Origin of the sequence: Pseudoalteromonas luteoviolacea (genome assembly GCF_001696455.1) — a bacterium.
In the GTDB taxonomy this organism is placed as follows: Bacteria; Pseudomonadota; Gammaproteobacteria; order Enterobacterales; family Alteromonadaceae; genus Pseudoalteromonas; species Pseudoalteromonas luteoviolacea_C.
Genome location: NZ_MAUJ01000014.1, coordinates 26,431 through 42,199 on the forward strand (window position 1 = coordinate 26,431; position 15,769 = coordinate 42,199).

The window sequence follows — 15,769 nt, forward strand, 5'->3', positions numbered from 1 at the left end:
ATGAAGTTTGAGACATTGCCGCTCTCACTGATACAACAGGATATTTATTTTGATCAGATGAACTTTGGTCAAAGCCCACTCTACAATGTTGGGGGTTACATTCATTTACCCAGTATTGATATTGATAGAATAACCTGCGCGCACAAGAAGTTAGTTATGAATCATGATGTGTTTGGCCTTCGCATCACATTTGATGGTTCAGACGTAACACAACATATATCACATGAGCGAAACTTGGATTTGCCCATTGTTGATTTGTCTCATCATGACGACCCACAACGAGCTGCTTCTCAGTGGTTAAACACACATTTCCAAACGGTTATTCCAATCGATGATAACGAGCTCTATAAAGCGACACTGCTGAAGCTGAGTGATGACCTTTGGTTCTATGTTGGCTTAGCGCATCACATCATGATGGATGGTTGGGGTTTTGCAAACTGGGCTGAACGCTTGGGCAGTTATTACATGAGTGGCGAGGAGCCAGTAACAAAACCTTGGTCTGCAGTCATTGAGAATGAGCAAAACTACCTAAATAGTGCACGTTATCGCAAAGATAAAGACTACTGGGCCTCGGAGTTAGCAAGCTGTCCCAAACCATTTTTAACCCCGTATTACAACACCAACAGTGAAAGTAAGTCCGTATTCAAAAGTGAACGTTTAATTGCTGATATACCAGAGCAAAGACACCAGGCGATAAGCGAACGGGCCAAAGAGTTAGATATCCCCATTGCCCAGCTCTACCAAGTCATACTGGCCAATTACTTTGCAACCGTTTATAAGCTTGATGAAATCGTTATTGGCACCCCCGTACATAACCGGCGCGACAAGCTAGACAAATCCATGCTGGGGACTTTCATCAGTGTGGTGCCACTGCGCATTCAGTTTGACAATGAACAATCTCAACAAGCACTGTGTGAACAAGTTTCCAAGCGGATCAGGAGTAACTTTAGGCATCAGCGTTTTCCACTCGGGGAAATGATGCGAACGCTTGCAACTGATATGTTCCAAATCAAATACAGCTATTTGAGTGTTGATAGTCACTTAGATTTTGATGGTAAGCCGGCTCATTTAGTATATCAAAGCCATGATCATGAGCAGACTCCCTTAATGTTCACGCTGTGGGAATACAGTGATTCACATACTCAATTGCAGGTAGATCATAACTTAGCCTACTTCAACAAGGCAGATATGACGGTGTTAGTTGAGGAATTTTTCAAGTTTGTCGATACCTTCTTGGCGATCTCCATTGATGATTTCTCACGCGTGAGACAAAATGAGACTGAGCCAAATCTTTATAACACCGGTCGAATGCATCTACTCAATTACTGGCAGGGATATCTTAAAGACATACCACAATCACACAACCTCCCATTGGACAGAAGTCGACCTTCAATTCAAAACTATCAAGCGGGTGTACATCAGGGGCAATTAGGTGCCGATTTAAGTAAGGCGTTGTCAGACTACTGCACCGCGCTGGAGATCTCTGTACCGCTCTTAATCCACTCAGTCTTAAGTATATTGACCGCCAGAATGAGTGCCAGTGATCATGCGCTCATAGACTTAGACATCACCGCTCCCGCTCATGCCAAGCATGGCTTGCTGCATACACATTTGAGCGACGGACTGTTGTTTGAACAATTGCTCGCAGTACATAAACAAACACTATACGATACCCAGTTAACCCCTCTGCCAGAAACACATTTGTTGCAGTTACTCGCGATACCACACACCCCCAGTCATAAAAACATATATCAACTCGGTGTTACGGACAGTGAGCCACCGCCACTCACCCATGCGGATAACCAACTAGATATACGTTTACACATCATCCATGACCAAACATCAACCAAACTGCACTGGCGCTATGATACGTCGCTTTTTGACGAATCAACCATTGCGTACTTGCAGGCACTACTGCTTCAACTCACCGAGGCCGTATTAGACAATCCAGAAAAAGAGGTCACGTCATACACGCTGCTTTCAGCGTCTACCACAGACACCATGTTGTCTGCTTGGAATGACACCAAGGTAGATTGGCCTAGTCATTCGCACTGCCTCCATACTCTATTTGAACAACAAGCAACATTAACGCCCAATGCACTGGCAATTCAATGTGAACAAGGTACGTTAAGTTATCAGGCGCTCAGTGAACGCAGTGATGCGCTTGCACATTACCTCGTCAGTCAGGGTGTGGTACCAGAGCAACCCGTCGGCATTTGCCTTTCTCGTACAGCGGATATGATGGTCGCGGTATTGGCCGTATTAAAAGCAGGTGGTGCATATGTGCCACTCGATCCGAGTTTCCCTGAAGCAAGGCTTAATTATATGGTGACTCATAGTGGGGCAAACATCATCCTCACAGAGCGCACCTATCAACACACGCTATTTTCCCCTCATAATGAATATGTTGTTTGCTTGGACGATGCCGCTATTCAATCGCAAATAAACAGCATGGATCGGGAGGGCGGCTTACCAGAGGTCGATAATAAACAGCTTGCGTATATCATGTATACCTCCGGTTCCACAGGCAAGCCAAAAGGTGTCATGGTTGAACACGCATCTGTACAAAATATAATCAATAGTATGGCATCAGAACTCTCGGTTACTGCACAAGATAAACAGCTAGCAGTCACCACCTTGTCTTTTGATATTTCTGTACTAGAGCTGTTCTTACCCTTGCTTAATGGCGCCAGCGTATATATTGCCAGCCAGCAAGAAGCGAAAGATCCGCAGTGCTTACTCGATATTTTATCTCGTCAGGAAATCACTATGATGCAGGCAACGCCTGCAACATGGCAAATGATGCTGGTAGCGGGGTGGCAGCAACAGACACCATTGAAAATGCTGTGTGGCGGCGAAGCATTACCCGATGCGCTGGCACAAGAGCTCCTCGCACAAAGCCCCACGCTATGGAATGTATATGGCCCAACCGAAACCACCATATGGTCAACGTTTAAACAAGTAGAGCAGCACTTTTCAAAGCCCAATTTAATAGGTAAGCCGATAGCCAATACTCAGGTCTACGTATTGGATAGTCACATGCAACCAGTGCCGGTTGGGGTGCCAGGCGAGCTCTATATCAGTGGTCAAGGTTTGGCCCGAGGTTACTGGTCCCAAGCGGAGTTAACCGCTCAGCGTTTTGTCAATAACCCTTTTAAAGGCAACGCGCTCATGTATCGCACCGGCGATCTGGTTCGCTGGCTGCCTGATGGCCAACTGCAGTTTATTGCGCGTATTGATAGCCAAATCAAATTACGAGGTTATCGTCTAGAGCTGGGAGAGGTTGAGAGCTGTTTAAATGACCTCGAGGATATATTTGAAGGGGTGGTTGCTTGCATTAATAACAGTCAGCCAGATGCTTATTTAGCGGCTTATTTCACAACCAAAGATAATCAACAAGCCTCCGTGGAGTCGCTAAAAACGCAACTGGCGTCGCAACTTCCTTCCTACATGGTGCCAGAGGTGTTTGTTGAACTCGATGCAATGCCACTTACTGCAAATGGCAAAATTGACAGAAAAGCGTTACCAACGCCCGATCTCCAGCACTTTGCCCAGCAAGTATACGTTGCACCGAGAAATGAATTGGAAACCCAGCTATGTGATATTTGGCAAACCGTGTTGAACGTTGAACGTGTGAGTGTAACCGATAGTTTCTTTGCACTAGGTGGCCACTCGCTCACCGCGACAAAAGCCATCAGCGCAATCCGCCAGGTGTTAGGCCTAAACGTATCGGTAAAAAGCATTTTTGAACATCCAAGCGTTGAAGCATTTGCCATCGCCCTCGCAGATCAGCGTGATGAACTAACACGACCCGCACTTGAAGTGGCTGGGCGCGATAATCCATTGCCGCTTTCTTTTTCTCAGCAACGCCTTTGGTTTGTCGATCAAATTCACAGTGGCAGTGCGCAGTACAATATGCCAGGTGCTTTCTTACTGGAAGGAGCGCTAGATACTCAACACTTCGAACATGCCATTATTCAGATCATCCAACGCCATGAAGTGTTGCGCACCTGTTTTGTTAAATCAGAAGGTAAGGCACGGCAGGTTATTACCCAACAATTCTCGGCTCCCATTACCTACACGGACTTCACAGAAGAAAGCAACCAAGAACTGGCAGTGAAAACATTGCTGCAAGCAGAAGCCGACCGCGAGTTCGACCTTTCATCTGATTTAATGTTACGCGTGCACTTGGTCAAATTAGACCCTGCTCGTCATGTTGCATTATTCGTACTTCATCATATCGCTGCTGACGGATGGTCTGTGGATCTACTCAGCCAAGAGTTCAGTCGATTTTATAACGCGTCGTGCAACGCAGCTGAACCCGATCTCCCAGCACTGTCGGTGCAATATGCTGATTACGCGATTTGGCAACAAAGTTGGTTACAAGGGGACTACTTAGAAAGTCAACTTGAATACTGGCAATCTCAACTCGCGGGGATCCCTGAAGTACATAGTTTGCCACTTGATTTTGAACGAAGTTCACAAGAGCAGTTACATTGTGGTGTATCTACGCACCGCATTTCCGACACCCTATATACTAAGATGAAACAGTTCTGTGACACGCATAATGCGACGTTGTTTATGCTGTTAGAAACCGTCTTAGCCATATTGATACATCGTTACAGTAGAGAAGACGATGTTGTGATTGGTACCGCCATTGCAGGTCGAGATCAGGCCGAACTAGAGCCACTTATCGGCTTCTTCGTCAATGATTTGATCATCAGAACTCAGTTCAATGAGCAGGACTCATTTCTAGACCTACTGGGATGCAACAAAAATGCCATACTGGATGCTTACGCCCATCAACACGTGCCGTTCGAAATGCTGGTTGAGAGGTTGGCACCAAATCGCGACCTTCGCTATAACCCACTGGTGCAAATCAAACTTGATTTGCACACACACACAGTGCAAAACCTAGCGTTGAACGACATTCAATCTCAAATATTACCAATCATTGAACCGTACTCTCGCTATGATTTGTACATCAGCGCGACTCAAAGCGAAGCACAATTGAGTTTTGATTGGCTATTCAGTAAAGAGATATTCAAAGCTGAGTCAGTGCAACGCATGGCGAATAACTTTGAGGCCTTATTGGATGCGCTGATCTCTTCGCCATCACACCAGGTTAACTCGGTTTCAGCGCTCACACAGCACGAACAAGTGAAGCTCATTAAAGAGTGGAATAATCACAGAGTGAACTACGATATCCCTGATACCGTTCACCATGTCTTTGAGCAGCAAGTGCAACGAACACCTGAGGCAATCGCAATTTCATCGCCCGATGGCAACATGAGTTATGCGCAGCTGAATGAAGAAGCAAACCAAGTGGCGCATTTTCTAAATGCTCAGAAAGTAGGTAACGGCGCACCTGTTGCGCTATGTGTCGAACGTTCAATGGAAATGCTCATTGGTTTACTGGGTATTTTAAAGGCCGGCTGCTGCTATGTGCCATTAGAACCTAGAAACCCAGATGAGCGTATTCTGCATATGCTAGAGGACTCTGGCGCTCAGGTTGTATTGACAGACAGTGAGCTCATGGCAGAACTGCCATTCGATGATATTTTAGCGATACCACTCGATGAGCAGATGCGTGATTTACTCATGGGTGCTCAACCGACCAGCAATCCAACCAAAGATGAAGCCAGTACCCTTGCCTATATTATGTACACATCTGGCTCGACTGGATTGCCAAAAGGCGTGATGGTACCCCATGCAGGGGTCGTTAATTACCTTCAATATGCCGCGACTAACTATTTTGATGCAGAGACCAGCGCGGGCATTGTCAGTGGCCCACTGGTATTTGACGCCACCTTAACAACGCTATTGTCTCCGCTGTTTGCGGGCAAAACCATTGAACTGTTGCCTGATGATGAAAACGTAATAAGCCATTTAGCTAAACAGATCTCGCGTACAGATACGCAGTTGCTATTTAAAATAACCCCTGCGCACTTAGATGCCCTAGTGGCGCATGGCATATTGAGCACAGGTCACGATATTGCACATACGGTGGTGGTTGGTGGCGAACAGTTAACCTCTAAAACGTTGGCACCTTGGTTGCAGCATTTCCCAGAAGTCGGCTTTATCAATGAGTATGGTCCAACCGAAACGGTGGTAGGGTGCAGTGTTTATCGTGTGAAAGGCCAGCTTTCTGATACTATCAAAGGGGGCGCAATCCCCATTGGCAAGCCGATAGCCAACACCCAGCTGTATGTTCTTAACGATGCGTTACAAGTTCAGGCGACAGGCGCGATTGGCGAACTCTATATTGCCGGTCATGGCGTTGCACATGGCTATCACAATAAAGAGGCGCTGACGTCCACAAGCTTTATTAAAGCCCCAGCCCATCTACAAGCCAGTTCTGAATATATCTATCGCAGCGGGGATTTAGTGAAGTGGCTAGACGATGGTCAACTAAGCTACATCGGACGTATAGATGAACAAGTAAAACTGCGTGGGTTCCGCATCGAGCTGACAGAGATAGAGCATAAGCTGGGCAGCTTAGAGGGCGTCGGTGAATGTATTGTGTTGTGCCTGGATGAAAATGGCGAGAAACGTCTTGTCGCATACTTGACCCTCAGTGATCCGATTGATGTCGAGGATGACGACGCATTTGTAGAATTTAAGCGGGCACAGGTAAAAACCCTTAGAACACACCTCAAAGCGCAGCTACCAGCTTACATGATCCCGAGTGTATTTGTGTTCTTAGAGCGATTCCCTCTAACGACCAATGGTAAATTAGACAAAAAAGCGCTCCCAGCCCCCAGTGAAAGCGACTTACAAAAAACAGACTACATCGCACCACGCAATGAAGTGGAAAAAGTGCTATGTGAGATTTGGGAGCAAGTGCTGGGTCTCGAAGAGGTTGGCATTGAAGACAATTTCTTTGCACTTGGCGGCGATTCGATCATTGCGATTCAAATCTCATCCCGAGCGGGACAACATGGTTTAGCCATGTCAGTACGACAAATGTTTGAGTACCAGACAATCGCCGAGCTCAGCCAACATATAGAGCAAGATGCGCACACCTCGCACGCCGAACAAGACGAGCTGCAAGGTACTATGGCGCTGATGCCAATACAGCAACAGTTCTTCGACTGGCAGTTTGCAGCGCCCCATCACTTTAATCAGTCTGTTTTGTTATCGGCACCAGCGCACTTTGATGGACTGGCTCTAAAAGCATTATTTATTGCATTGTTGACACGTCATGACGCGCTGCGATTGCGTTTCACTTCCGTGCAACCAACGCGCCACCAAGCCAACTTTGTTCAGTTAAATGAGCACATGCTTGAGCAATCTAGCATAGTGCATGACTTAAGTGGTTTGGACCATCACGCATATTTTGAACAACTGCATACACTGTGTAAGCAGCACCAGACTCAATTGAACTACACAGATGGCCCGATCATCAAAGCCGTGTTGTTTACATCAGATGATAAAGCCATTGGCAATCGCATTTTCTTTGTGTGTCATCATTTAGTGATTGATGGGGTGTCTTGGCGTATATTGCATCAGGATTTGGCGCAATTTTGGCAGCAATGGGAGCGCGATACTCACCATGCCACCAATATCGTATTGGATGCCAAAACGTCCTCATATCGACAGTTTGTTGAAGCACTGACAGCGTACGCACACACTGAGCAAATACAATCACAACGTCCATACTGGTTACAACAAGCTTGCGCAGCCGTTCCGGCGTTACCTGATCACCACAGCGGCGTCTCTTCGAATACACAGATCACGTTAAGTGCAGAAGATACCACGGCATTATTGGGCGAGTGCAATAGACCGTACCGCACCCAAGTCAATGAAATTATGCTCGCGGCCTTGAGTTTGGCATGGCAGAAGTGGGCAGGGGCATCGCGCATGCGGATCCTGCTTGAAGGTCATGGTAGAGAAGAGGTTGACGCACATACCGATGTCAGCAGCACTATCGGCTGGTTTACCACATTGTTCCCGCTGGTACATGAAATTCCAGAAGGCGGTGACATCGCGGCTGCAATTATGCAGAGCAAAGCCTCGTGTCGTGCGGTTCCAAACAAAGGTATCGGCTTTGGCGCACTGCGTTATTTAGTCGATGATAGCGAATTTTCTGACGCCGTCGCAAACGTTGAGCAGGATGCCATTGTATTTAACTATCTTGGACAAGTTGATAATGGGAGTCAATCAAACAGTGTGTTCCCTATCGCCCCAGAGTTTGACAAGTTAGCAGCGCAAGACAACATTGCAGCCGCTAACCATCAAACGGCACCGTTAACGCTCAATGGTATGGTCAGCCAAGGGGCGCTGCAATTCACCCTCATTGGATCTGCGCAATTTAGCCGTGAACAGGTTGATACCCTCGCACAATTATTTAAAGAGGCATTAGTATCATGCGTGAGACATTGTCAACACGCACACGCACAGCTCACTGTGGACGATTTTCCAAATTCGACACTGAACAACACGGAACTGACGCAGCTTAACAAGGCTTATCCGACCCTCGACAAGCTTTATATCACCACACCGACACAATCGGGTATGTTGTTCCATGGCTTACTAGATGGCAACGGAAGCACCTACACAGGTCAGACATTCTGTGACTTAGTAGGCGATGTCCACATCGAGGCATTTAAGGATGCCTGGCAACAAGTCGTTGAGCGTCATGATATTTTGCGCACCTGCTTCACAGCGCTCGATGGGGTGCAAATGCATCAGGTTGTCACCAAGCAAACCCAAATCCCGTTTATTGAACTGGACTGGAGTCATAAAGGTGCGGACGTACTAGACCAAGCATTGGCTGATTATAGAGCGCAAGATAAAGCACAGAGTTTTGACTTTGAAACACCACCATTAACGCGCATCACCCTGATCAAGCTATCGCAAGAGCGCTACCACTTTGTCTGGTCCCACCATCATACTTTGTTGGATGGCTGGTGTTTACCGATTGTGTTTACAGAGGTGCTGGCGAGTTACGAAGCTTTGATAAAAGGCAAAGCAATTCAGCTGACGCAGCCCATGCCATACGAGCGTTACATTGATTGGTTAAATCAGCAGCACCAAGCAGAAGCGAAGCAATTTTGGCAGGCAATGCTGGAGGATGTACAACATGCCACACCAATAAATATCGATACACTGACTGGCGAAAACACCGCTTCCGGCGCGCAGAAGCACCAGCTCGTTTTTGATGAAGCAACGACGTCACAACTGCAAGAATTAGCTAAGCAAAATCACTGCACAATGAGTGTGGTCTTACAGGCCGCTTGGGCCTGTTTACTGCGCCGATACAGTGATCAAGATGACGTCGTGTTTGGTTTAACGGTCTCGGGACGACCTGCGCAACTCAAAGGGGTTGAGGACATTGTAGGCCTGTTCATTAACACGCTCCCCACAAGAGTGCAGTTTAATGAAGACATGTCGCTGTCGGCATTACTCAAAATACTGCAGCGCAATAATATGGATCTTGATGAGTATGGTTATCTAGGACTTGCTCAGATCCAGCAGTTATCCGGTGTGGATAATGGTCAGCCTCTATTTGACAGTGTGCTTGTCTATGAGAACTATCCAAATGAAATTGCAGTAGACGACCTACAAAAGCAATTAGGTTTTGCCATCGAGCACTTAGACGATAGTGCACAAACCAACTATGGTTTAACCTTGGTTGCCCGCCAGCAAAGCGCATTGCGCATTGATATCGGGTATTATGCCGAACAATTCAATCCAGTGTTGATAGAGCGCTTAGCTGAGCACTTCCAACACATACTCAAGGCATTTATCCACTTGTCATTGTCCGATGCCTGCGAAGCACCAGCGATACAGCAGCTCGACATGTTGGCTATGCCAGAGCAACAAACCTTAATCGCGCTCGGATCTGGCAACCGTAATGATGCAAAGTTACCGTCACTGGTCGACATGTTCACCCAGCAGGCCACCTTAACGCCACATCACATTGCGGTTTCGTGTGCAGATCAAAGAATGACTTATCAGGCGCTTTCGCAAAGGAGTACACAATTTGCCCACTACCTCCTAAGCCATAATGTAAAGCAATCGGACTTTGTTGCCGTCCACCTCCCGCGTGGTACTGAGTTAATGGTCGTCTTGCTGGGGATCTTAAAAAGTGGTGCGGCCTATATTCCGATTGATAATCAACTACCAGAAGGCCGTATTCAAGCCATTTTACAAGATAGTCAACCCGTATTGACCATCACGCATACAGCCAAGTTGGCACAGCTTAATCAGCTAAAAAGCCTCCATGACAGTACCATGCAGGTCATCGCCGTTGAGCAAGTTGCGTTTGAACAGCAAGCTGTACAAGAAGCGATGCCGACGCTCAATACACAAGAAGACTTGGCATATGTACTTTATACATCGGGCTCTACGGGCAAGCCCAAAGGCGTCATGGTAAGCCACCATAATTTATCCAACTACTTACAATACAGTGCGCGTCAGTATATGGCTGATCACCTCGATGGGGCGATAGTCAGTGGCTCGATTGGCTTTGATGCCACCTTATGCCCGTTATTTACTCCGTTATTAACGGGAAAAACAGTGTGCATGCTGCCAGAACAAGATTCCGTCTTGGAAACACTTCCAGCCGTATTGCTTGGCGATCAGGCTTACATGATAAAAGTCACGCCATCACATTTACATGCACTGGAAAACATACTCAAAGACAAATTGCCAGCCCAGCCAGTCAGCACGGAGCATGTGTTTGTGATTGGCGGCGAAACGCTGACGGCACAACGACTCGCACCTTGGCAGTCACACATCTTACCCGCGGCCAAATATTACAATCAGTATGGGCCCACTGAAACCACGGTTGCAGCAACCGTGGGCGAGTGTAGCGCGATGGCTGTGACCCCAAGTCAAAGCCTGTCCATCGGCCATGCCATTCAAAATACGCAGCTCTATGTGTGCAACACAGATGGCATGCTGCAACCCGTCGGCGTTCCTGGTGAGCTATACATTGCAGGGCAGGGCGTGGCACAAGGCTATTTGTCAGATGAAGACAAAACTAACCAGCATTTCATTGCCAACCCATACAGCAGCGATGTGCCGATGATGTACCGTACCGGTGACACGGTGCGCTGGTTGCCCAATGGACAATTAGAGTTCCTAGGCCGTAAGGATGATCAGCTACAGTTGCGTGGATATCGTATCGAATTGACCGATATCGAGCGTGCCATCGCGTCGTTAGACATGGTGAAACAGCAGGCTGTCAGATGTCATGGTGAAGGCGAACACCGCGTGTTGATTGGTTATGTCGTCCCGGCAAGCGAGGCCTTTAGCCTAGAGGCACTGCAAGTCGAACTGCGGACGTTATTGCCTGATTATATGCTGCCAAGCCGCTATGTTGTCTTAGACGAAATGCCCTTAAATCAAAGTGGCAAAATAGACCGTCAGGCACTTGCACTGATCACGATGCAGGCCAGCACGATAGAGCATCATCAGCCGCCACAAACAGACACGGAGAAAGCGCTTTCAGACCTATGGTTATCAGCCCTCGGGATGGAGCAAACGCCCATTAGTCGCACCGATAACTTCTTCAACTTGGGGGGGCACTCATTAATGGCAACCAGGTTAATAAGTCTTATCAGGCAACATCTGGATGTCGAAGTGCCACTCAAGATTTTGTTTGAACATCCAGTACTTGCTGAGCAGGCAATTGAAATCGATAACCAACTGAGAATGAACCGGCTCGTTGAGCTTGAGAAAAACATTTCTGACGACTCTGAAATAATGATGGAAGGAGAGATCTAGTGGAGAATGTGATAGGGATCATTGATAGTGCGCTCGAACAGGGCGTGCTTCTTTACCTTGATGACGACAAACTGAAGTTTAAAGCTAAATCAGGCGCACTATCTGAAGAGCTTAGAGCGCAGATCAAGGCACATAAAGATGAGATTATTGTGCAATTGCAAGCAATGGCAAACAGCCATAACGAAACAATTGCGCCCATACCTATTGTCGATCGTAACGGCGCGATTCCTCTGTCGTTTTCCCAGCAGCGCTTGTGGTTCATTGATCAAATGGAGAAAAGCTCCGCACACTTCAATTTGACCAACGTACTGCGCTTAGAAGGGCAGCTAGACCAACGCGCTTTCATGACCGCCATTGACCGCATACTCCAACGTCATGAGGTCTTAAGAACGCGCTTCGTGATGGCGGGAGATGACGTTTATCAACACATTTGCGAAACATATGAAAGCCCCGTTAAAGACGTTGATTTAAGCGCACTGACACCCGCTAACCAACAAGCCGAGTTGGAGACGCTTATCGAACAGGATACCGCCCATCCTTTTCGATTGGATCAAGCGCCCCTACTTAGAGCCCATTTAGTCAAAATGAGCGAGACCGTGCATGTGGTGGTTTTCAATGTTCACCACATTGCCTCCGACGGCTGGTCAACTGCCATTTTGATCAAAGAGTTTTCGCAGCACTATCAAGCGGCATTAGACGATATACACGCACTCCAGCCCCTTGAAAAGCCCACGGTACAGTACGCCGATTACGCTGCCTGGCAAAGAAACAACGCCAAGCAAGACGAGTTTAAACGCGATGTCGACTATTGGCTATCGCACCTCGCTGACGCGCCGAAAGTGCACCAGCTGCCGCTCGACTTTCCACGTCCTGCGCGCAAGGGCACACAGGGAAATACCTATCATTATGACCTGAGTAAATCACTGCAAAGTTCGCTACATGCCTTGTGTAAAAGTCAGGGGGTCACGCTCTTTATGTTGCTACAAAGTGCATTTGCACTGTTGCTGGCAAGATTAAGTGGAGAAAAAGACATTGTCATGGGTTCGCCCCATGCTGGTCGGATCCATCAAGACTTGGAACCCCTGATTGGCCTGTTTGTAAATACCTTAGTACTACGAAATGACCTATCTCATAACCAATCATTTAGTGCTTACCTCCAAAACAGTAAAAGTACCATTTTAGAGGCTTATAACCATCAGCAAGTGCCGTTCGAAACGCTGGTCGAAAAAATAAACCCGCAGCGAAGCTTGGCATTTGATCCCTTGGTGCAGGTGATCTTTGTACTGCAAAATAATGAACAAGCCAGTATGTCTTTGCCTGGTCTGACAATGACACAGCTCAATAAAGATGAACGCATTGCCCGCGATGACTTGCATGTCAGCGTCATTGAGTCTGAACACGGCTTGCATATGGAATGGCAGTATCGTACAGCGCTATTTCTCCCAGAGACCATCGCTCGATTTTGCCAACATTTTGAGACATTACTCACCAATATCGTCAATCAACCGGATATGCCAATCTATGACTTGGAGATAAACAATGCAGCACAACTTGCACAACTGCACACCTGGTCATGTCCAGATAAAATAGAGGCAACAACCCATCGCGCAGATCGCTGTTTACACCACCATATCGAACAGCAAGCCGCGCTTACCCCAGATAACACAGCGGTGATCGTCGATGACCAAGCCTGGACTTATACGCAGCTAAACCAGCGCGCGAACCAGCTGGCGCACTATCTGATTTCGCTCGGGGTAAAGCCTGATACCACGGTTGCAATTAGCATGCGCCGCAGCACCGATATGGTCGTGAGTTTGCTGGCGATTCTAAAAGCTGGAGGCGCCTACGTCCCCATAGATCCAGACTATCCAACTGGGCGTATTCAGTACATGTTGGAAGACTCTGGCGCACAGTGGATATTGACCCAAAAGTCACTACAAAGCGTGCTCCCAACGTCTGGCCAAATGCTCATTTCCCTCGATGACTCGGCGACCCAAGAGACATTGCAAGGGGCATCGCAAGATAATCCTGTTGTTGATGGGTTGAGTCCAACTAATCTGGCCTACATCATCTACACCTCAGGCTCTACGGGACGTCCCAAAGGAGTGCTGATTGAACATCACACGGTTGTAGATTATCTCGGTCATTGTGAAAAAGCTTATTTTTCAAGGGGACTGAGTGGCGCTGTTGTGAGCTTATCCTTGTCATTCGATGCAACGGTGACGCCGATGTGGGCGCCGTTAATGCTAGGCCATCATATCGAGCTGCTCTCTGAACAACAGCCTATGCTGTCACAATTGCCTGACTATTTGTGTGATGATGAAGAGGCATTACTGTTTAAGTTAACGCCTGCACATTTAGACGCCTTGCTCGTAGGGGAACAATTAGAAGTTAGCACGCAAGCACAGCACCTGATAATCATTGGTGGTGAAGCTTTAACGACCCATACCTTAAAGCAGTGGCAAGCGCTCTTACCAAACTGTACGTTTGTCAATGAATACGGGCCTACGGAAGCGACGGTGGGGGCCTCAACCTTTACCATTGAGCCAAAACAAAGCCTACCCAGCGTTAACGTGCCCATCGGCAAACCCATGGCAAACACCCAGCTTTATGTTGTGGCCAGTCACGAACAAGGGCAAAAGGATCATCTGTCCTTACAACCTTGTGGTGTTGCGGGTGAGCTGTTGATAGGCGGTCAAGGACTGGCACGAGGCTATCATGGTCAACCTGAGCTGAGTGCAGAGCGGTTTATCGCACACCCTTTCTCTGACAACACACAAGACCGCTTGTATAAAACGGGAGATCTGGTTCGGTGGCTGCCTGATGGAAATTTAGAGTTTCTTGGCCGTATCGATGAGCAAGTCAAGATCCGCGGCTTTCGCATTGAATTAGGCGAAATTGCTGCGCAATTAGAAGCGTCCGAGCGGGTACAAGAAGCCGTAGTCTTACATCGTGAAGACAGCGGGCAAGAAAAGCGACTCGTCGCCTATGTTATCCCTAGCGAGGCGCATGAGGCCGATGATCGAAAAGCACTTACCCAAGCACTACAGGCAGCGCTCAAAGAAGAGCTGCCAGACTATATGGTGCCCAATATCATCATTTTGATGGCGCAATTCCCCTTATCTGCCAATGGCAAAGTGGATAAACGTGCACTGCCTGCACCAGAAGAAAGTGACCTGAATAAATCTGAGTATGTTGCGCCGCGCAATCACATAGAGCACACCCTATGTGATATTTGGCAAACCGTACTGGGCCTTAAAAAGGTGGGGATCCACGACAACTTTTTTGCGATGGGCGGGGACTCTATTGTATCTATCCAAGTGGTATCGAGAGCCAAAAAAGCCAACCTTCATTTTAAAGTGAAGCAGCTTTTTGAGTTCCAAACGGTAGCAACATTGGCAGATTATATTCAGCGCAATGACCTTTATACGGCCGATACCCAACTTGAGGCAGAGCAAAAGCCATGTCAGGGCGCGTTATTATTGACGCCGATCCAAAGCGCGTTTTTTGACCTACAGTTAGCCCAACCTAACCACTATAACCAGTCAGTCTTAATGTCGACGCCAGAGGATTTCGAGGCGGCGCATTTATCACAGCTCACACGCGCACTGTATATGCAGCATGATGTCTTTCGACTGCGTTTTTCGAATCAGCAAGCGGCCCCCTCGGCAGCTTACTTTGCTGAATTTGAAGAATCGATGCTGGCACAGTCACACGAGGTATTCGATATGAGTGCCTTAACGCCGAGTGAGGCACAAGCGCGGATGCAGCAAAACTGTCACGCACTTCAACAGCAGTTGGATATTGTTACCGGACCGGTAATCAAAGCGGCATTGTTTAAAATGCCGGGGGGGAACAACAAGCTATTTGTCACCATCCACCATCTCGTCGTTGATGGTGTTTCATGGCGCGTTCTATTTGCTGATCTGGAATACATATGGGCGCAGCTCTCAACCAATAAACCCATTACACCGCGCGCGAAAACCACGTCGTATCAGACCTGGAGTGAATTATTACAAACGCTTGCAAGTTC

At 47.6% G+C, this 15,769-nt stretch carries 2 protein-coding genes (1 of these 2 cut by a window edge); both read left to right on the forward strand.

The window, feature by feature from the left end; all coding sequences use genetic code 11:
* Positions 1 to 11,736: a non-ribosomal peptide synthetase gene (locus A7985_RS23360; protein ID WP_065792829.1), complete on the forward strand. Its 11,736-nt coding sequence runs from the start codon at positions 1 to 3 to the stop codon at positions 11,734 to 11,736.
* Positions 11,736 to 15,769 carry the 5' portion of a non-ribosomal peptide synthetase gene (locus A7985_RS23365; RefSeq protein WP_065792830.1) on the forward strand. The gene runs 829 nt beyond the window's last position, so 4,034 of the gene's 4,863 nt are visible here — the first part of the coding sequence; it begins with the start codon at positions 11,736 to 11,738; its stop codon lies off the right edge, out of view. The genes A7985_RS23360 and A7985_RS23365 overlap by 1 nt, the downstream gene beginning before the upstream one ends.